The organism is Celeribacter ethanolicus, assembly GCF_001550095.1.
GTDB classification, from domain to species: Bacteria; Pseudomonadota; Alphaproteobacteria; order Rhodobacterales; family Rhodobacteraceae; genus Celeribacter; species Celeribacter ethanolicus.
In genome coordinates this window covers 241,913-262,294 of record NZ_LRUC01000006.1, presented here as the reverse complement: position 1 = coordinate 262,294, position 20,382 = coordinate 241,913, and the positions used below count along the sequence as shown (strand labels likewise).

The window sequence follows — 20,382 nt, the reverse complement described above, 5'->3', positions numbered from 1 at the left end:
GTTAGCTCCCCCGATAGGTCGAATAGCTGTAAGGCGACAGCAACAGCGGCACGTGATAATGGCTCTCCGCGTCATTGATCCCGAAACGGATCGGGATTTGATCGAGGAACAATGGCTCCTCGGTGACTTGCCCCGTGCGCCGCAGGTAGTCGCCTGCATAAAAAATCAGTTCATAAGTGCCCGTCGCAAAGTCTCCGGCGGGCAGAATCGGCGTGTCCGTCCGGCCATCGTCATTCGTCACGGCCGTGGCGATCTTCTCGCGACTGTCCCCGTCCACACGGAAAAGCGCAATCTCGATCCCCTCGGCCGGCAACCCCTTGGCCGTATCGAGAACATGGGTGGTCAAAAAACCGGAAGTCATGGCGAAGCTGCCCAAATAGTTAGCGTTTCGTTTGGAGACTGTCGGAAAGCCGTCGTCGCAGCAACAATCAATCTCGTCAGATTGGATACAAAAGAGTATTCGATATCTAACAAGCCTACCAATTAGTCAAAAAACACGAAGGCCAAAGGAAATGCCGAAAAATCCACCGCGCTATGTTCGAAACATGTTGGGCTACGGGGCCAATGCGCCCGATCCGCAATGGCCCGGAGGCGCGAAGGTCGCGGTGCAATTCGTGCTGAACTATGAGGAAGGCGGCGAAAACTGCGTGCTGCATGGCGATGAGGCCTCCGAGGCCTTCCTCTCGGACATCGCGGGCGCGGCCATGTGGAAGGGCCAGCGCCACTGGAACATGGAATCGATCTATGAATACGGCGCGCGCGCGGGCTTCTGGCGTTTGCACCGGCTGTTCACCGAAGCTGACATCCCCGTGACCATCTACGGTGTCGCCACGGCCCTCGCCCGTTCCCCCGAACAGGTCGCGGCGATGCAGGATGCCGGATGGGAGATCGCGTCCCACGGCTACAAATGGGTCGAACACAAGGACATGCCGGAGGAGGAAGAACGCGCCTCCATTCAGGCGGCGATCAAGCTGCACGAAGAAGTCACCGGCGAGCGCCCCTACGGCTGGTACACCGGACGGTGTTCGGCCAACACCGTGCGTCTCGTATCTGAGGAAGGCGGGTTCGATTACGTGTCCGACACCTACGACGACGACCTGCCCTATTGGCTCGAAGTCGGTGATCGCGATCAGCTGATCATTCCCTACACGCTTGAGGCCAACGACATGCGCTTTGCCACCAGCCCCGGCTGGATCACCGGCGAGCAGTTTTTCACCTATCTCAAGGACGCCTTCGACACGCTTTACGCGGAGGGTACGACCAGCACGCCGAAGATGATGAACATCGGTCTGCATTGTCGCCTGATCGGGCGCCCCGGCAAAATGGCGGGCCTCAAACGCTTCATCGACTATATCCAAACCTTCGACGGCGTCTGGACGCCCCGCCGCATCGACATGGCGCGCCATTGGGCCAAAACCCATCCACACACGCGCAAAACCCGCCCCTCGCAGATGTCGCAAGAGGACTTCGTCGCGAAATTCGGCGGCGTGTTCGAGCATTCCCCCTGGGTGGCCGAACGCGCCTGGACCCTCGAACTCGGCCCGGCGCATGACAGCGCCGTCGGCGTCCATTCCGTCCTCTGCCGCGCCTTCCGTGCCGCCTCGGAGGCCGAGAAAGACGGCGTGCTGATCGCCCACCCCGATCTCGCCGGAAAACTCGCGCAGGCCAAACGCCTCACGGCTGAGAGCACCACCGAACAGGCCTCCGCCGGTCTCGACACACTCACCGACGCGGAACGCACGACCTTCGAGACCCTTAACACCGCCTATACCGAAAAATTCGGCTTCCCCTTTATCATCGCCGTGAAAGACAATACCAAGGCGACAATCCTCGACGCATTCCACGCCCGGCTCGGCAACGACCGGGACGCCGAATTCAAGACGGCCTGCAAACAGGTCGAACGGATCGCTTGGCATCGTCTGAAGGACATGGATCTCTGAGAAACGCGAATGAGCACCGAATACACCTACTGCGCCCCCACAGGCGGGCTGCCCGATCAAAACAACCACGCCCGCGAGCGTGCCGTCTTCACCAATTCCTATGCGGTCATCCCGCATGGGGTGATGTCCGACATCGTCGTGAGCTACCTGCCCGGCTGGAACAAGACCCGTGCATGGGTTCTGGCCCGCCCGCTGACCGGCTTTGCCGAAACCTTCGCGCAACTGATCGTCGAGGTCTCTCCCGGTGGCGGCTCCACCGATCCCGAACCCGATCCGATGGCGGAATGCGTGATCTTCGTGCTGGCCGGTCACATGCGCCTCACTCTCGGTGCCCGCGCCTATCAGCTCGACCCCGGCAGCTATGTTTTCGTCGCTCCCGGCGACACATACACCATCGCCAATGACAACGACACGCCCGCGACCTTCGTGTGGATTCGCAAACGCTACGAACCCGCGCCGGGTATTGATGCGCCGGAAAGCTTTGTCACCGCCGATATGGAAAAACCGCCGGTGGAGATGCCGAACACCTCCGGCTATTGGTCCACGTCGCGCTTCGTCGATCCGCACGATTTGCGCTACGATTTCCACGTCAATATCGTGACCTTCCTGCCGGGCGGCACCATCCCCTTTGCCGAAACCCATGTCATGGAACACGGGCTCTATGTGCTTCAGGGTCGCGGCGTTTACCTACTGAACCAAGACTGGGTCGAGGTCTCCGAAGGCGATTTCCTCTGGCTGCGCGCCTTCTGCCCGCAGGCCTGCTACGCCGCCGGTCGCCGCCCGTTCCGCTATCTTCTGTACAAAGACGTCAACCGTCACGCCAAGCTGGAACTGGGATGAGTCGCGTCATCACAACCGAACCACTGACCCCCGAGGCCTTCGCCCCTTACGGCGATGTGCTCGACGCGGTCGGTGCCCCGGACAAGATCATCAATCAGGGCAAATGCGGTCGCTACCACGACCGCGCCTTGGTCAATGTGACGCCCGAGACCGGTGGTCGCGTCGGCATTTCGATCTTCCATGCCGAGCTGCGGGATTTCCCCTACACGCTCGACCTGATCGAACGCCACCCGGAAGGCTCCCAAACCTTCGTGCCGATGTCCGCCGATCCGTTCCTCGTGATCGTCTCCGACGGTCCTGACGTCCCGCCCCGTGCCTTCGTCACCGATGGCGCACAGGCGATCAACTTTCACCGTGGCACATGGCACGGCGTCCTGACGCCGCTTTCCGGCAACGGTCTTTTCGCCGTCATCGACCGGATCGGGGACACCCCGAACCTCGAAGAACATTGGTTCGACACGCCTTGGATCGTTACCTCTGACGCATCGTAACCGGACTGCAACCTACGGGAAAACCTCGACACAGCCTTGCTTCCCCTGCACAGTTTCATGGAAACGACAGCAGGGGACAGCCATGCAAGCTTCGGCACTGATCGACACCGCGAAAATCATCGGTGGCCGCCTCCTCCGGCTAGATATGACCGGCATCAAACGGCTCGCGCGGGTCAACAGCCTGTTTGCGCCCGGCAAAATCGTCTGGAATTTTTCCCATCTCGACCAGCTCTTTCACGCCCTGCCCTTCGATATGCCCGCCGCCGCGCCGTGCCCCTTGCCCGAGGCGAAAGCGCCGATCACGACACAGGTTGATCTCGACCGCTATTTCATCGACCGGAACGTCAAAAGCTTTCTCGTCCTGAAAGACGGCGCGATCCGTCACGAGCAGTATTTTCACGGCACCCGGCCCGAAGACCGCAATATCTCATGGTCCATGTCGAAAAGCGTCACAGCACTACTCCTCGGCATCCTGATCGACAAAGGGCTGATCCCCGCCGACATTCTCGAAGCCGAGGTGCAGGACCATCTGCCCGCGCTCAAGGGCAGCGGTTATGACGGTGTTCGCCTCCTCGATGTGCTCACCATGTCAAGCGGCGTGCGTTTCAACGAGGACTATGTCGATTATCATTCCGACATCAACCGCATGGGTCGGATCATCGGTGTCGGCGGCTCGATGGACGATTTCGCCGCCACGCTCACCCGGCAATGGCCGCCCGGCACCTATATGCATTACGTGACCGTCGACACCCATGTCATCGGCATGATGATCCGGGCGCTGACCGGTCAAAAGATGATCGACCTGCTGAACGCCCATGTGATCCGCCCCATGGGGTTCGAGCACAGTGGTTTCGTCATCACCGATGAGGAACAAGAGCCTTTCGTCGCGGGCGGTTTCAACATGAGCACCCGCGATTATGCCCGCCTTGCCCAGATGATGCTGCAAAAAGGCGCATGGAACGGCACGCGGATCGTGTCCGAGGCCTGGATCGACCGCATGACACAGCAGACCGCGCCCCTGCCCGATCCCGAGACCGCAAAAATCCCCGACGGGCAATTGCGCTATGGCCTGCAATGGTGGCTGCCGCCCGAGGCGCGCGCGGGCGAGTTCTTCGGCATCGGCATCTACGGGCAGTACATGTACATCCACCGGAGCGCGGGCGTGGTGATCGCCCAGAACGCCGCCGACACGGATTTCCGGGTGGGCGATGGCGCGATCAACCTTGAGACCCTCGCGATGTTCCGGCAGATCGCGGAGGATTTGGCGGGCGCTTAGGCTCGCCGCGCCCTGCGCGTTTCGTGCCCGACAAAAGTCCGACACAAATCCGACGCTTTGCCGACAGTCATTTCGGAGCGATTTCGGGCGCCGATCAGGCCGCCCCAAAGCCCCCTCCGCCGGGCGTTTCCATCACGAAAATCCCGCCTGCCGGAAGGTCGATCTCGTCATTGCCCTGAAGCGGAATTTCAGTTCCGTCCGGCAGGATTGCAGAGTTCCGCCCCACCCTCCCCGGCGCACCGCCATCGACGCCGAAAGGCGGTATGAGCCGGTGCGAACAGAGCGTGGTCACGGTCACCGGCGTCAGGAATTCCATCTTTCGGATCAATCCGTTACCGCCATGATGCGCGCCTTGACCGCCCGAATTCGGACGGATGGAAAATTCCAGAAGCCGCACCGGAAACCGCGCTTCGAGAATTTCGGGATCGGTCATACGGGTGTTGGTCATATGCGACTGCACCGCGTCACAGCCATCGAAATCCGGTCCCGCCCCCGTGCCGCCCGCGATGGTTTCATAATTCTGGAAGTCATTGTTCCCCCAGACAAAATTATTCATCGTCCCCTGCGAACCGGCGATCACCCCCAAGGCCCCGAACAGCGCATTGCACGCCGCCTGCGACACCTCCGTGTTGCCCGCAATCACCGCGGCCCCCTCGCCGGGATTGAGCATCGAACCCTCCGGCACGATGATGTTGAGCGGCTTGAGACACCCCTCGTTCAGCGGGATGTTTTTTCCCACCAGCGTGCGGAAAACATAGAGAACCACAGCGCGCGAGATCGACAGAGGTGCGTTGAAATTGCCCTTGTGCTGCGGCGAAGTGCCTGTGAAATCCACAGTCGCCGAGCGGGTGGTCGCATCGACCGTAAGACGCACCTTGATCTCTGCACCATCGTCCATCGGATAGGTGAATTCCCCATCTGAGAGCCGGTCGATCACCGCGCGCACGGAGGCCTCGGCATTGTCCTGCACATGCTGCATATAGGCCGTGACCACCTCCGCACCATAGCGGGCGACAACGCCCATAAGCGCTTGCTTTCCCGTCTCATTCGAGGCCACCTGCGCCTGAAGATCGGCGATGTTCTGGTCGATATTGCGCGCCGGATAGCGCCCCGAGGCGAGCAGCGCGCGCATTTTCTCTTCCTCGAATGTTCCGGCGCTCACAATGCGCGTGGTCTCGATCACGACACCCTCTTCCTTGAGCGTCGTGCTGTCGGGCGGCAACGACCCCGGTGTCCGCCCCCCGACATCCGCGTGATGCCCGCGCGCACCCAGCCAATAGGCCGGTTTTCCGTCCACAAATACCGGCGTCACCACAGTGATGTCCGGCAAATGCGTACCCCCACGATAGGGCGAATTGAGCACGAAAGCATCGCCCTCGGCGACGTCGGGAAACTGCCCAATCACCGTCTGCACAGAATCGGACATCGACCCGAGATGCACCGGCACATGCGGCGCATTGGCAACGAGCCTCCCCTGAGCGTCGAAGACCGCACAGGAAAAATCGAAACGCTCCTTGATGTTGACCGACCAGGACGTGTTTGCGAGCGTCGCGCCCATCTGATCGGCCACCGACATGAACAGGTTCGACATGACTTCAAGCAGAATCGGATCGGCTTCCGTCCCTGCGGCACGGGCACGGGCGGCGGGTGTGGCACGAGTCAGGATCAGGTTGCCTTTCTCGTCGAGCCGTGCAGCCCAGCCAGGTTCAACCATATTCGTTCCGGTCGGTTCGGAAATGACCGCCGGGCCATGAACCTCCGCCCCCCGCGGCAGGCTCAGACGATCATAAAGCGGCACCTCGCCCCAGCCCGACGCAGTGACGGAAATCATCGCTTTGGCCACGACCTCTCCCGCATGTATCGGCGGCACCATCGGCGTTTCACCGGTTTCCCCCACCGCCTCCACGGCCAGCATATCGAGGATCAGGGCCCGTCCCGGCGGGGCAAAGCCGAACCGCGCCTTGTGCGCGGCCTCAAAGGCCGCCGTCATCTCCGGCACCGTTCCAAACGGCACATCGAGCGTCTGATGCGAGCCGGTGTAGCGCAGATGCGCGCGGGTCAGCGTCCGGATTTGCGCCACACCCTGCGCGGCCACCTCGGCCTCTGCCTCCGCCCCCAGGGACACGCGCGCCGCCTCTGCGGCTGTCAGCTCGGAGAGCGGCAAATCCAGTTGCACCTCCCGCAGCGCCCGGATGTCCGCCAGCCCCATGCCATAGGCCGAAAGCACCCCGGCAAAGGGATGAACCAGCACCTGCGTCATGCCGAGCGCATCGGCCACGAGACAGGCATGTTGTCCGCCCGCGCCGCCGAAACATTGCAGCGTATATTGCGACACGTCGTGTCCGCGCTCGACAGAGATTTTCTTGATCGCATTGGCCATATTGTCGACCGCGATCCTCAGGAAACCTTCGGCCACCTCTTCGGGCGTCAGCTCTTGCCCCGTCGCGGCGTTGATCTCCGCCGTGAGCGCCTCGAACCCGCGCCGGGTCGCCGCAACGTCGAGCGGCTCATTGCCCTCCGGTCCAAAAACATGCGGAAAATGATCGGGAGAGAGCTTGCCCAGAAAGACATTGCAATCGGTGACCGTCAGAGGCCCGCCCCGACGATAGGCGGCGGGACCGGGGTCGGCCCCCGCGCTTTCGGGGCCGACCTGAAACCGCCCGTCACGAAAGCTACAGATCGAACCGCCACCCGCCGCCACCGTGTGAATATCCATCATCGGCGCACGCAAGCGCACGCCCGCCACCTCGGTCTCGAAGGTGCGTTCATAAAGTCCTGCATAATGCGACACGTCGGTGGAGGTGCCTCCCATGTCGAAACCGATAAGCCGGTCGAACCCCGCCGCCTCGCCGGTGCGCACCATGCCGACGATGCCGCCCGCAGGCCCGGAGAGGATCGCATCGCGGCCCTGAAACAGCGCCGCATCGGTCAGCCCGCCATTGGATTGCATGAACAGGAGGCGGTCGCAGGCATGGCCCAGCGACAGCGCATCCGCCACCTGATCGACATAGCGGCGCAGGATCGGGGACAGGTAGGCATCGACCACCGTGGTGTCGCCGCGCGACACGAGCTTCGCCAATCGTGAGGTCTCATGCGAGGTGGAGACTTGTGTATAGCCGATCTGGCGCGCGATCTCCGCAACGCGGATTTCATGCGCGGGTTCGAGATAGGCGTGCAGAAAGGCAATGGCGACGGCGCGGATGCCCCGATCGAACGCCGCTTGCAGGGCAGCCCGCGCCGCGCGCTCATCGAGTGGCGTGACCACGGAACCATCGGCAGCCAGCCGCTCCGGCACCTCCGCAACAGTCTCATAGAGCAATTCCGGGCGCTTGATCTCGAGCGCGAAGAGATCCGGGCGTGTCTGGTAACCGATGCGCAGCAGGTCGCGAAAGCCCTCGGTGATCAGCAAAAGCACCTGCTCGCCCTTGCGCTCCAGAAGCGCGTTGGTGGCCACCGTCGTGCCCATCTTGACCGCCCCGATGGCGCGCTCAGGGATCGGCACGCCGGGTGCAAGCCCCAGAAGATCGCGAATCCCCTGTTCGGCGGCATCGCGATAGCGTTCGGGATTGTTCGACAGGAGCTTGTGGGAATGAAGCCGCCCCACCGGATCGCGCCCCACCACATCGGTGAAGGTGCCGCCCCGGTCGATCCAGAAATCCCATTGTCCCGTGCTGCCCATATCCGCCCCACTTTTCGCCTGTCGCGAGAGGTTAGGAGATCGTGGCACGGGCAACAAGACGGGGTGAGGATCGCGGGCGTGGCTCTGAGCCGAATTTTCTGCCGGATTTCGTCGAAATCCCTCTTGACCCCCGCAGTCGCTCCATCTATCTACGCGGCACTTCGGCGGAGTAGCTCAGTTGGTTAGAGCAGCGGAATCATAATCCGCGTGTCGGGGGTTCAAGTCCCTCCTCCGCTACCATATACCCCTTTCAAATTAGGCACTTGTGCGCCGTGACCATAATCGCTCTTGCGTTCTGGTGGACGGGACTGCAATGGGACTGCACCCCGCCCTTTAAGCCTAATTCACGCTCACAATAATGAAAAGCTGCTGTTCCTGTCTAAATTGGACTGTGTGCACCTTGGTGAACTTCTTTCACAAAATCTCTCAGCTTACTTAATCTTGGGTCATCAAGCGGAATATCTGAAAGCAATCTATTTACGAACTTCGGCCCATGAGATCCCAGTTCGCGGCAGAAATTCTCGGTTTCGCCAACGGGGACCAAATAGATTCCGATTTCTTCAAGGCTCTTTTTCAACTTCAAATAATTTTTTTGCGCATCCCCATTAGGAAAACCATCGCAACCATATCTTTTGACAGCATTCCAAGGTTTGTTCTGCTTCAAAGCTTCTTGAATATCACCGCGAGGCAACGCCCCATCATCACCTACACCTTCAAATAGTGCGTCAATATCCGCCTTTATTGCTGCGTTTGTTTTGGGCTTCTGCCCCTGACGGACAGCGCTATCCAATCTTTCCCAAATTGCAGACAGTTCATCCCAATCCCCTCCAAAGGCTCTCACCGCCTCTTCCATGAGATTACCTTCTGAAAGTAAGTCCATATCGAAAACGGCTTTGATTGGAACACCGATTTTCCTCAAAACGTTTGCAATTTTTGGAATCCCATGTTTCCCGCCCGATGGAACATATGCAGTATCCAACCACTGGGCTTCTTTGCCAGCGGCCAAGTGATCTGCCATGGCGTTAATTAGCCGACAATCACTGTCATCCTCACACAGGATCGTTTGTTCGTGGAAGATACCATCTAACGCATTCGAATATCTAAGGACAGGCCTCGCCCAAAGCTCTTGAATCGCATCAGATGAGGCCTCAGAAACGAAGTTCTTCTCACCGTCTCGGCGAATCCGCAAAATACGGACATTCCCCTTCGTTCCTTCGAGGAACCCTCTCATAATATCGCTGCTATGGGTTGCCACGATCAACTGCCCTGCAACTTCGGCGGCAAGGGTTTCCCCAAGCCGACGCATTTGAGGCGGATGAAGGAAGGCTTCTGGCTCATCAAGAAGCGTCACATCGAGGTTGGCCACTACGGCCTCGAAAAGAATCCCAGCATAGCTTTTCATCCCATCTCCCTGCTCATCCAGAAGAGGGTTAGCCTTCACAGCTTGGACGTATGCATCACTCACTTGATTAGTCAGATTAGCAGGCGGCTTGTTGCCAACATGTATAGGAATCATACTACCGCCTCTGAAATTAATCATGAGTTCTTTCCCAAATGCTTTACGGAAAAGTTCACTGATGCGCTTCATGAGTTCTTCACTATCGTAAAGCACATGCTGAGGTTTTGATTTTGGGTCCTTGTCTCCGATACTTTTTTGTTGCTCACTTATTTTCAGGCGGTCATTTGCATCAATCTTCTTGAAAAATCCCGGCGCAAGCCCATTCGTAAGCATCTTCTGATCCCACAGACGCACGAAATTCGCATGAAAATTCCAGTCCTGAAAGCGATACGTTTCACCGACAAGAGAAGCCTCTTCATCGAGAAATTCTTGCAGATCTCTCGACGAACCAACCTTTTCAAGTTTTAGGTCTTTAACAACAAAATGCTGTTTCTTTGTAGAGGAGCCTACAATTTCGATAATTTCACGGAGTGTCTGTGATTTGCCGCTGTTGTTTGGGCCTACGAGAATGATCTTCTCGTTCGCTTTCATCTGGTAAGTCTGCCCCCCAGAGAAGGTAATTTCGGATATCGAAACTGTCGGTTTATCTACCACATTTGCCTCCAAAAACTCGAATTTCTTTCTCTAAATGAGATTACAAATGCTTTACATTACGAAGTATTTTCCAAGCAAGTATAGAGCGTTAGCCTAACAACAGAGAATTTTTCAAAAACTGGCCCTTCAGCTTTTGCGTAAAGTGCCAATATCGCTTTCCCAACCCACGAAAATAACAGGAAAGCTATGAAAATCATGCCCATCCAAACTGTAGATCAACTTGTCGACATCAAGACAGTCTGCGCAACCCTTTGCCGCTCCCGCGCAAGCAGACTTTTCATTTTTTTTCGCCCAGCCCTTGGCGCAGCGATCTGCGTGTCTATACCCATTGATATAGCCAAGAAAGGAAGCTCTATGAAATCGAACCCATTTCCCAACCAACTTGTTGATATCAAAACCGTTTGTACGGCTTTGTGCCGCTCCCGGGCAAGCATTTACCGAGACATTCAACGCGGCGACTTCCCGGAGCCAATTAAACTGGGCGGCTCATCTCGCTGGCGCATCTCAGACATCAACAAGATCATTGATCCCGATATGCCGATGGCTGCGTGACCAGACGCACCATTCAAAGAAGACATTAAAACCAAGGATGAATATGAACCACTTCTCCAACATTACCTCCGCCGAAGCCGCAGGCATCAAACTGGCACTCGCCCAACTCATCGACGAACGCGATCTAAAAGGAGCAGTCTCTATGCTCGAAGCGACAATTGAAGGCGCGAAAGCCGAAAAGGGTCATGTGCGAGACTTATACTTCGATAGCCTTTTTATGATAGCTCACTCATAAAACCCCAAGGCTCCAAGAGATCTGGGGCAATAGAAACAGGTAATCGAATTAACGCCCTCTCCTCCCACGCTCTGCCCCGCTCTCGCGGGGCTTTGTCGTTTTGGGTGTGCGGCGATTTTCCCTGTCGTTGGCGGTTGAGAGCAAGCGGCGTTGCTTCTCATTTAGCAAAAGTCGCGCCTTCAATGTATCGCGCAACATAATCAGCTCACGATAAATCCGCCGAACACGACGCCCACGACGAAGACTGCGAGCAAACCCAAGAGAGGCAGTCGCCAAAAAGGGCGGCTGTCGCCCTGGGCACTGTTGAGACGCGCTTGGATTGCCGCGAGCTGTTTTGATTGCCTCGCTTCCAACTCTTGAACTGCTTTTGTTAGTTTGCCTTGACTGATCGAATGGCGGTCGATTTCTCGCAGCAATTTGGCCATCCCCGCTACCGAGTTCTCGCTGTTCTGAGACGCAGCCGCTGCGCTGCGCCGGGTTGTCTCCATTGCTTTTTCCCAGTCGAATGGTTCCTGCATTTTCCTGCTCCTGTTTCAGTTTGTTGATTTCCCGGATGATCGCATTTGCCTCGGCACGAGTGTGGCCCTGATCGACATGCTTCCAATTTTCTTTGCTTTTCCTCATGGCCTCGGGCTTTACGCGGGCGCTTGCCCCTTCGTGAATAGTTGGAATTCGGTCGATACCTCGCTCTGCGTAAGACAGGTGGCTGATCTCTGATGTCGGGCCAAAGCCCCAGCCTCGCATCATCTCGTTATGAAGTTCGGCCCACATTTTCGCAGCGCCTTCGATAGCGTTTTTGCGGGCAAGGCCAAGCGTGCTTTTCGGCCTGCCCCGCCCGCCCGTTTTCTGCTGCACATCGAAGAACACGAAATGCGCGTGGGGGTTCCTTGTGTCATTGCCGTGCTGGTCATGGATTGCCGCGACAAACCCAGCAACACCCTTGGTCAGTCGCTCGGCAAATGCACGCACCAGCGCCTCTCTCTGCGTCGTGCTGGCCTCGACCGGCAAAGCGATGACAAAGCGCTCACAGACGCGTCCCTTACGCCTCTGAGCCTCTTCTTCGGCAAGGAAGGCAGTCATGGGGCGGGTGTCGCCAGAAAGTCGTTCCTGCATCACCACACGCGCGGCCTTGGGCCGGGTGATGTAGCGAAGATGGGCCGCTGTCTGGCCCGGCTTTGCTGCACGGGATTCAACCGTACGCTTCTCCGAGAATGTCTTTACCGAATGCCGAAAAGAAAACAGTGCCATCTATTCCGCGAGGGTGGCGTGGATAAAAACCATGTTTTTATCCGTTGTGCGCCTTCCCTATCTCCCTTCGGCAAGGAAATAGGAAACTGACCATGGAATCGAAAAAACTGGACATATTGGCAGACAAGCGAAAGCAAAACGGCCAAGTGCTGACGATGCTTGCAATCTACTGCCGAAAGCATCGGATGTTGGACATCAACCTAAGAAATATCGCGCCGGATGTCTTGGACCGTGTAGGAAACGAGATCGTCGATCTGTTTGTCGAGCGCATCCAAGAGCACAAACGGAAAACGCCCCCTGATCAGGAGGCGCATCGGAATACAGGGGTTCCAAGAACTCGCGGGCAAACCCGCAGCTAATGTAGCGTTGGGATTTCACCTTCCCCATTCTCTTCGATCACAGCGAAGGGGTCCACGTAGCGGTATCCTCCGCATATGCCTTGCTCAATCCCTCCCGATTTCAACAAGGTTTCGACTGCACGGGAGACCGCTTTGCGGAGCGTGTCATTGTTGCTGCGCACTTCATTAAAAGGCCCGCCCACAAGCTCACCGAGCCGCTGCCGACTATGCCATTTCTGAGGATCCTTCTCTGCCATCTTTTTTAGAAGCCCCAAGACCTCGGCGGCGCGTGCGCTCGAAGCACTTGGCTTCTCGCTTCTCTTAGTCGACTGAGTTTTGCGAACCGCCAATGTCGCATCTTCACTGAGAGGCACGGCCATAGGCACAGTGAACACATCGCCGTCTTGATCTATACCCGCCTGAAAAGCTTTTACTCGGAAAGCGAGCGGTTTTCCTTTGCGGACTCGTCGCTGCTTGCGTTGATGCAGCATCACGACTTCACCAGTTTCATCTTGTGCTTTTTCGAGCATGAGTAGTGTATCTACCGACGCCGTGATGGCGGAACTTCCTCGACCGCGGCTTTTGTCGCCTATACCAACATGGTGGACAAACAGAACATGCGCTCCTGTGGACCTTGCGAGCTGATGAGCATGACGGATAACCTTCGTCATGGAAGGCGTGTGGTTCTCTTCGGCATCGCCGATACTGAGGCTGAATGTATCGAATACGATGAGGAGGCGTTCAACGTCATGATGCGCCACAAACTGTTCAACATAGTCTTTAAAAGCGCTAAATTCGCGCGGGTCCGTCATATCCGGCACCTCACCAAGCACTGAGAAGATCGCGGCACCGTCAGGTGCATCGCTCATGTACGGGTAAGCGCGTTCCAGAACGCCTTCTGGGTCCTCGGCAGCGACATAGAGAACCGCAGTCCGAACAACTTTCATCCCGCCGAAGTCGCGCCCCATCGCAACATGAGCGGCAAGCCCGGCTACAATCGCAGACTTGCCAAGGTTCGACTCTCCCGCCACCATGCTGACTTGTCGGGCCAGAAGCAGATCTTTTACAATATACGGTCGGTATGAGTTCGGCGTGAAACTGTTGGCAGGGATGGCAACGCTACCTTTGTAGATCGGCAATTCAATCGGATCTTGAGTTTTGTTTTTATTGGAGGTTTTCACTAATTTTCCTCATTTGATTGGTTAAAATTTTGGTTGTTCGCCGGGAGCAATTGGCGCCCACGAATAACTTTGTGCCGCATGCTGAAATGCAAAAATCATTCTTGCGATTTTTTCATAAGGAGGAACCGGACGGACGGACGCCCCCCTAAGAAGGGGGGCGTCCGTCCGTCCGGCTTTCCTATGCAAACTTTCTTTGTTCAGTGCCCGATACGATGTAGTCGTATGCTTCGGCCAATAAGGTTAACGCCACGACCCGTTTGTCCTCAGAGCTTTTCAAAACCCGAACTGCCGACAAATAATGTTTCGCTGAGCCACTTGCCTTAGTTTTTGCCAGAGGGTCCGAATGCGCTAAGATTGCATCAATGGTCTCAATCGGAGTTTCCAGCTCTAAAAGCAGGGTAGATCCGGTCCGACGCACATCGTGGCGCGTCCAGCTTCTGGTCCCGCTGGCTTGGAAAATTGCCTCACTCGTTCTTGCCCAGTTTGACAATTTCCCGCCGTTGCGGTTTGGGAAAATGTAGCTTTCCCGGTCCGAACATGTGTAGCCCGGCAATGACTTCAACAGCTCCAATGCCGCCCGCGACAACGGCAAATCATCCCGCCTCGAAGCACCACCCTTTGCCTTGACCATTCGTGTCCAAACACCGCTCCTAAAATCAACATCGCACCACCGCGCGTTCGACACTTCGCTGACACGCGCAAGAGTCAGGAAGATGAACTTCATTGCAATCGGACCGAAATCCTTTTCCGGCAGGAGATTCCTTCGACGCAATCGCGTATGTGCGGGATATGTTAGCAAAGGAAGGACCTTAGACAGCTCCATCTCTGACAGAACACGCTCACGAATACCTTTGATGCTCGGGTCGTCATGAGATGGATCATGCACAAGATGAACATTAGGAGCGTCGATTTTTTGGAGCCGACCAGCACCAATGGCCGCAAATTGTCCTCGCCCAGCGGCCCAATCAAACACTGGGTTGAGATAGGCGATCGCCCGCGACACCTGACCATTAGCACTGGTCTTTCCGGTCAGCGGACGCATCGCTTTATAGGTGTTTGCACATGCTGCGAGATCAGTTTCGGAAATTTCTGAAACGGGTTTGTCCAGCAGACTTGCAAACACGCGCTCAATTGTGCTGCGCATATTCGGCTTTGAATTCGGTCCGCCACGCGGCCGCCAACCCTTTTTGCTTACCGCGAAGATTGGCTGAACTTCGTCCAAGAGCTGTTTGAGCTCGGTAATATCACCTTTCTCGACACCCACCGGCATTTTGAAATCATCACCGCCGTATTTCAGGCCATATGCAATTTTCCGACACCGCTCCCGACCTTCTTTAATACTCATCTCTGGGTATCGACCGATGGTCTTCGTTATCATCTTGCCTTGATGATTCCGAACCATCGCAGCCATGGTTTTTGTTCCACTGGGCATTACTCGGAGTGTAAAGCCCTCAACCTTCGTATCTTTGATGTGATATCGCTTTGCTCGAATTTCGGCGTTTCGTGCAGTGCGATCAGTGATCTCTTTCTTCATGTTCGTTCCTTGCATTTTGGTTGGTGCAAGAACGATTTTGGCGACTTGGCAGAATCCAGAATGGGACTGCGCGGGACTGCAAATGTCGTTAGATTTCCTAAGAACGCCTGACACTCTTTGAGACAACTTCTGTTGCCACGAAAGCACGCCAAAGCGCAAAAATTACATTTTTTATCAGCACCTTGAACGTCTCAATTTGTCTCAATCAGCTCAATCCCGGCGCAGGACTGCTTACAAGTCAAAAGCCCTACGGCGGAATCATAATCCGCGTGTCGGGGGTTCAAGTCCCTCCTCCGCTACCATATCCCCTAACATCTCTAAAACGCAGTCTATCGCTACGTGGCGAAACCAGATCGAATTGTGTTTATCCAATAGAAAACGCGCCGCCCTGTCTGGCCCGGCGCGTCTTGGCTCTTGTGGATATGCTCTCAACCGAGCGGAAGACGTTGGCGCACCAAGGTCGTCCAATAGGAACTCCCCCAGGCGATCACATCGTCGTTAAAATCGTATTTCGGGTGATGCAGCGCCGCCGACGGGCCGTTGCCGACATTGATCATCGCACCGGGCACCTCGTTGAGCATGAAGGAGAAATCCTCCCCGCCCAGCGTCTGCGGCATATCGAGATGGACATTCTCGACGCCCGCCACCTCCTGCGCCACTTTCGCCGCCAACTCGGTTTCGCGCGCGTGGTTCACGGTCACCGGATAGTGGCGCGTGTACTCGGTCTTGCCCACCGCGCCGTAAGCCACCGCGATGTGCTCGACCATGACGGTCAAGCGTTCCTCGATCATGTCACGCACCTCTTCGCGCAATGTGCGCACCGTGCCGGTCATGGTCACGTCCTGCGGGATGACGTTGAAGGCATTTCCGGCCTGAATGGTGCAGAGCGAAATCACCGCGCTGTCGATCGGGTCCATATTGCGCGACGTCAGCGTCTGAACCGCCTGCAACAGCGCGCCCGCGATGGGCAGCGGGTCGATGGTCTGTTCGGGCCGGGCCGCATGACCGCCACGTCCGGTGATGGTAATTTTCACCTCATCGACAGAGCCCATGATCGGACCCGAATTGATGGTGAACTGCCCAACAGGCAGGTTCGGGCGGTTGTGCATGCCGTAGACCTCGTTACAGGGCCAGCGGGTGAACAGCCCGTCTTCGATCATCGCCCGCGCGCCCGCGCCGCCCTCTTCGGCAGGTTGGAAGATCACCACCACAGTCCCGTCAAAGGCCCGGCTTTCCGCCAGATGCCGCGCCGCGCCCAAAAGCATCGTCGTGTGACCGTCATGCCCACAGGCGTGCATCTTGCCAGGAATTTGCGAGGCGTAGGGCTTGCCGGTTTCCTCAATGATAGGAAGAGCATCCATATCGGCGCGCAGACCGATGCTGCGCCCGGACACATTGCTTTGTCCCCGGATCACCCCGACCACGCCGGTCTTGCCGATGCCCTCATGGACCTCATCAACGCCCGCGGCACGGAGCGCCTCGGCCACCTTCTGCGCCGTGCGCTCCACGTCATACAAAAGCTCGGGGTTCATATGCAAATCGCGGCGGAACTCCGTCAGATCGGCGACCTGTTTGGCGACCCAATTTTCGACAGCCATCTCAGGCCTCCTTCTTCATTCTGTAGCGGAAATCGCAGTGGCTTGCGCCTTTCATGATCGTCTGAGACCGGGTCATTTCGATCTCCGGGTTGTAGCCGATGCAGAAATCTCCATCGCGGTTGCAGGACAACAGATGGCCGATGTCGCCCAGCCCCATCTCCTGATACATCTCCGCGTATCGGCATTTCACCACGTTAAAATCCATCTTGTCCTCGGACATCTCGATGGTCTCGATCCTGAGTGCATCCTCGCGGGTCCAGTTCGGCTGGATCGCGGCGAAATCCGTCAGGTCTGGCGCATGGCCCAGCTCTTCGGCCAGCATCTGGCCTTGTTCGATTGCGGATTTGGAACAGGCAGCCCCGATCACGGCCTCGGCCTCTTCGCGGCCAGACCGCTCGGTGATCACGTCGAGCACATGTTTGAGGATCATCGCCTCAATCCGGCGGCGCAGCAGGATCGGAACATCGTTCAGGTCCATCTTTTTTTCTTCAGTCATAGGTTCACTTCCTTGTGGTCCTGACGCTTGAGCCAAGCCAGATAGGTGGGGGCAAAGCGGCGCACAAAGCCATGCACCGGAAAAGGATGCGGCTCGGTCACCGGCAGGGCCAGTTCGTCTTCGGGCTGACCTGTGGCCGCGCGGGCCAGTTCCCGGCCCAAAGAGGTGCCAAGCGCGACGCCGCGCCCGTTACATCCGACCCAGGCCCAGCCATCGGGGCCGAGTTTGTGAACACGCGGGAAGCGGTCCCAGTTCATGCCGATATAGCCCGACCAGACATGGGTCATTTCTGGCACGCCCAACTCGGGGAAAGCCTCGGCGAGACTTTTCGCGGCTTTCTTGCGCACACGGTTGGCAACGTCAAAGGACCCCATCACGGCGCCCCCGGTGATCAACCGATTGCGCGCGTCATAACGGAAAAACCGCAAATCCCCTCGGGTATCGGAAACCGCCTGTCGGCCCGGCAGGATTTTCTGACGCAGATTGTCGCCCACCGGCTCTGTCGCCATTTGCCAACTCAGAACCGGCACGACAGAGCGCGCAATCCGGGGCGCCAGACGCGGGGCCAGCTCGCCGGTATAGGCGTTGGTGGCAAGGATCAGTGCCCGAGCCTTGAGCGTGCCCTGCGCGGTCTTGATCACCCATTCTGAGCCGATCCGCTCATAAGACACCACGGGGCTGTCCTCATGGATCACCGCGCCCAGATGTTCCGCCACCCGTGCCATTTCGCGCGCGAGGGCCAGCGGGTTGATATGGCCGCCCGTCGGGTTGAACATGCCGCCGTACCAGAAGTCCGTGCCGAGAATGTCGGCGCATTGTTGCGCGTCTTTCAACTCCGCCGGAAAGCCATAGCGCTGCCACGCCTCGACCCGTTTTTGTGACAATTTCACACGTCCGGGGCTATGCGCAGGTTGGAACCAGCCGTTCTGTTCCGCCTCCGCCTGCATGTCGAATTCGCGCACCAGATCGAACAGCACATCGCCCGAGTTGCCGATCAGCCGCACCATGCGTTTGCCCGCCTCGCCATAGCGCGAGACCCAGACATCGGGTTCAGCGGTGGTCAGGATCGGAATGACTTGCCCGTTGTTGCGGCCCGACGCGCCCCAACCTGCGGCTTTGCCTTCGACGACGGTGACCGCATGGCCGCGTTTGCGGGCCTCGATGGCGGCAGACAGGCCTGTGAACCCCGCGCCGATCACGGCGACATCGGTTTCCTCGACGCCTGCAAGTGGCGCGGACAGCGGACGGTCTGGCGCTGTGGCGGCCCAGAGGGATTTGGGAAACTCGACAGACATCATGCGTCTCCTTCCGGGATCAAACCGGTGACTTCCTGCGGCAGCCAGAACCAGCGCAGCGCCTCTTCTTCGGCGGAGAGATCCGGCCCTTTGCAACACGTCAGGGTTTTGGCGGTTTCGGCCAGCGCCTCAGCCTGCGCGAGACAGGTGGTGAAATCAGGTACGGTATCGGTGCTGGCGGCCTGTCCCTCCCACAATGCGGAGAGCACAGAGGGGCAAGTGTCTTCGAACGCGGGCGTCGCGCGCCAAATGCCCTCGACGGCGTCCAATCGGTAATAGGCCAGCATATCGAGACCGTGATCGGCGACAAAGCGGATCGCCGCGGCGATCTTGTCCACATCCTCGTCCTCAAAGAACCAGTTCACCCCAAACCGTGCCCAGCCGGGACGGAAGATCGAATGACCGTGCTGCACGGCGGCCTCGTGACGGGCGCTTGTGGTCAGGTCAATGTCGAGCAGAGCGTGCCCGTAAGGCCCGGCACAAGAACAACCGCCACGGGCCTGAATGCCGAAGAGATCGTTGAGCAGCGCCACCACATAGTTGTGATGCAAGAGCTTGCCTTTGACCCGCAGGTTGAAGGAGAAAATCCCCAGACGCGGCACATTCGATGGCCCCAAAAGCTCCATCCCCGGAATGGCGCGCAGCGCGTCTTCCATCCGACGGGTCAGGACGGTTTCGCGCGCTTCGACGCGGGCCTCATCCATATCGCGTTTGAGCTGCATCACCATGCCGGCGCGGATGTTGTCGACGATGGCGGGCGTACCACCCTCTTCGCGGTGCTCGGGATCGGTTATGTAGCTGTGGCCTTCGGAGGTGACATAGCTCACCGTGCCACCGCCCGTCAGCGTCGGACGCGCGGTGTCGAACAGGCTGCGGTCCGCGATCAGCACACCGGAAGCCCCCGGACCGCCCGGGAATTTATGCGGCGAGATCACAGCCGCGTCGATCCGGTCACCTGCGCCCTCAGAGGTTGCCGAAAGTTCCACCGGCATATAGGGTGCGGCGGCGGCGAAATCGGCGATACAGAAAGCCTCATGCGCATGGAGCAGCTTGGCAATAGAACGCAGATCGGTGCGCACGCCGGTGACGTTCGAGGCGGCGGAAAACGCGCCGATCTTGAGCGGCGCGTCGGCATGGGCTTTCAGGGCCTGCTCCAGCGCTTCAAGACAGATCGTGCCCGCCGCGTTCAAAGGAATGCGCACCAATTCCGCGCCGCTTTCACGCCAGGGCAGATCGTTGGAGTGATGCTCATAGGGACCGACAAAAACGACCCCCTCAGAGAGACCTTTCATCGCGAAGGCCCGCACCAGCTTGTCGACCGCGCCGGTCGCACCAGAGCCGGTGAAGATCACCGCGTGGTTCTCGTCCGCATCGACCGCCGTGCGCACCGCCTCGCGCGCCATTTCGCGCAGTTGCGTGGTGCGGCGCCCGACAAAGGAGGTCTCGGTGTGGGTGTTGCCATAGTAAGGCAGAACATGGGTGCGGATCGCGTCTTCGATAAAGCCAAGCGCACGGCCGGAGGCAACATAATCCGCATAGATCAGGGCACGTGGCCCAAAGGGGCCGGACATCGCCGCCCCCTCGCCGATCAGAGCGCTGCGGATATCTTTAAATTCCAGTGACATC

Annotated in this window: 17 protein-coding genes and 1 tRNA gene; 8 read left to right on the top strand and 10 right to left on the bottom strand. The window is 58.1% G+C overall.

What is annotated here, in order from left to right:
- Position 1 precedes the first annotated feature (1 nt).
- The gene (gene uraH, locus NH195_RS03120) at positions 2–361 is read right to left on the bottom strand and encodes a hydroxyisourate hydrolase (protein ID WP_066702903.1); all 360 of its coding nucleotides are present in this window, start codon (positions 359–361) and stop codon (positions 2–4) included.
- Positions 362–512: 151 nt separating this feature from the next.
- On the opposite strand from uraH, the gene puuE reads away from it, so the two are divergent.
- From puuE to NH195_RS03100, 4 genes are all read left to right on the top strand, one after another.
- The gene (gene puuE / locus NH195_RS03115) at positions 513–1,940 is read left to right on the top strand and encodes an allantoinase PuuE (RefSeq protein ID WP_066702902.1); all 1,428 of its coding nucleotides are present in this window, start codon (positions 513–515) and stop codon (positions 1,938–1,940) included.
- A 9-nt stretch (positions 1,941–1,949) separates the two neighbouring features.
- Positions 1,950–2,780 (top strand): bifunctional allantoicase/(S)-ureidoglycine aminohydrolase, encoded by an 831-nt coding sequence (locus tag NH195_RS03110; RefSeq protein ID WP_066702898.1) that lies wholly within the window; start codon positions 1,950–1,952, stop codon positions 2,778–2,780.
- Entirely contained in the window at positions 2,777–3,271 is a 495-nt protein-coding gene (locus tag NH195_RS03105; protein WP_066702896.1) for an ureidoglycolate lyase, read from the top strand. The genes NH195_RS03110 and NH195_RS03105 overlap by 4 nt, the downstream gene beginning before the upstream one ends.
- Positions 3,272–3,353: 82 nt before the next feature.
- Complete coding sequence (locus NH195_RS03100) at positions 3,354–4,547, top strand: serine hydrolase domain-containing protein (RefSeq protein ID WP_066702894.1); 1,194 nt, start codon at positions 3,354–3,356, stop codon at positions 4,545–4,547.
- A 94-nt stretch (positions 4,548–4,641) separates the two neighbouring features.
- Here the strand turns inward: NH195_RS03100 and NH195_RS03095 are convergent, their stop codons facing one another.
- Positions 4,642–8,226, bottom strand: coding sequence for a hydantoinase B/oxoprolinase family protein (locus tag NH195_RS03095; protein ID WP_066702889.1), 3,585 nt, complete (start codon positions 8,224–8,226; stop codon positions 4,642–4,644).
- A 163-nt stretch (positions 8,227–8,389) separates the two neighbouring features.
- On the opposite strand from NH195_RS03095, the gene NH195_RS03090 reads away from it, so the two are divergent.
- Positions 8,390–8,466: transfer RNA gene (locus tag NH195_RS03090), tRNA-Met, on the top strand.
- 139 nt (positions 8,467–8,605) lie between these two features.
- On the opposite strand, the gene NH195_RS03085 is transcribed toward NH195_RS03090, so the two are convergent.
- Positions 8,606–10,279 carry an ATP-dependent nuclease gene (locus NH195_RS03085; RefSeq protein ID WP_155846061.1) on the bottom strand — a complete coding sequence of 558 codons (1,674 nt, stop codon included), beginning with the start codon at positions 10,277–10,279 and terminating at the stop codon, positions 8,606–8,608.
- A gap of 186 nt (positions 10,280–10,465) precedes the next feature.
- Here NH195_RS03085 and NH195_RS21635 point away from each other — a divergent pair, with 186 nt between their 5' ends.
- Both NH195_RS21635 and NH195_RS03075 read left to right on the top strand, forming a co-directional pair.
- Positions 10,466–10,831 carry a helix-turn-helix transcriptional regulator gene (locus NH195_RS21635; protein ID WP_238379680.1) on the top strand — a complete coding sequence of 122 codons (366 nt, stop codon included), beginning with the start codon at positions 10,466–10,468 and terminating at the stop codon, positions 10,829–10,831.
- A gap of 43 nt (positions 10,832–10,874) precedes the next feature.
- Positions 10,875–11,066 (top strand): hypothetical protein, encoded by a 192-nt coding sequence (locus NH195_RS03075; RefSeq protein WP_066702886.1) that lies wholly within the window; start codon positions 10,875–10,877, stop codon positions 11,064–11,066.
- A 48-nt stretch (positions 11,067–11,114) separates the two neighbouring features.
- On the opposite strand, the gene NH195_RS21065 is transcribed toward NH195_RS03075, so the two are convergent.
- Positions 11,115–12,314, bottom strand: coding sequence for a MobA/MobL family protein (locus tag NH195_RS21065; RefSeq protein WP_155846060.1), 1,200 nt, complete (start codon positions 12,312–12,314; stop codon positions 11,115–11,117).
- 92 nt (positions 12,315–12,406) lie between these two features.
- On the opposite strand from NH195_RS21065, the gene NH195_RS03060 reads away from it, so the two are divergent.
- A complete protein-coding gene (locus tag NH195_RS03060; RefSeq protein ID WP_066702880.1) occupies positions 12,407–12,673 on the top strand; it encodes a hypothetical protein in 267 nt (88 codons plus the stop codon).
- On the opposite strand, the gene NH195_RS03055 is transcribed toward NH195_RS03060, so the two are convergent.
- The 6 genes from NH195_RS03055 to NH195_RS03030 form a co-directional block, all read right to left on the bottom strand.
- Positions 12,670–13,833 carry an AAA family ATPase gene (locus NH195_RS03055; RefSeq protein ID WP_081423760.1) on the bottom strand — a complete coding sequence of 388 codons (1,164 nt, stop codon included), beginning with the start codon at positions 13,831–13,833 and terminating at the stop codon, positions 12,670–12,672. The two genes, NH195_RS03060 and NH195_RS03055, sit on opposite strands and share 4 nt — an antisense overlap.
- Before the next feature lie 178 nt (positions 13,834–14,011).
- Entirely contained in the window at positions 14,012–15,367 is a 1,356-nt protein-coding gene (locus tag NH195_RS03050) for a tyrosine-type recombinase/integrase (protein ID WP_066702870.1), read from the bottom strand.
- Between the two features lie 428 nt (positions 15,368–15,795).
- Entirely contained in the window at positions 15,796–16,965 is a 1,170-nt protein-coding gene (locus NH195_RS03045) for a M20 aminoacylase family protein (protein ID WP_066702867.1), read from the bottom strand.
- Position 16,966: 1 nt separating this feature from the next.
- Positions 16,967–17,461, bottom strand: a complete 495-nt coding sequence (locus tag NH195_RS03040) for an L-2-amino-thiazoline-4-carboxylic acid hydrolase (RefSeq protein ID WP_238379679.1) — start codon at positions 17,459–17,461, stop codon at positions 16,967–16,969.
- On the bottom strand, positions 17,458–18,759 hold the full coding sequence (locus NH195_RS03035) for an NAD(P)/FAD-dependent oxidoreductase (protein ID WP_081423758.1): 1,302 nt from the start codon (positions 18,757–18,759) through the stop codon (positions 17,458–17,460). The genes NH195_RS03040 and NH195_RS03035 overlap by 4 nt, the downstream gene beginning before the upstream one ends.
- Positions 18,756–20,381: an aminotransferase class V-fold PLP-dependent enzyme gene (locus NH195_RS03030; RefSeq protein WP_066702861.1), complete on the bottom strand. Its 1,626-nt coding sequence runs from the start codon at positions 20,379–20,381 to the stop codon at positions 18,756–18,758. Before NH195_RS03030 ends, NH195_RS03035 begins: the two co-directional genes overlap by 4 nt.
- Position 20,382 lies beyond the last annotated feature (1 nt).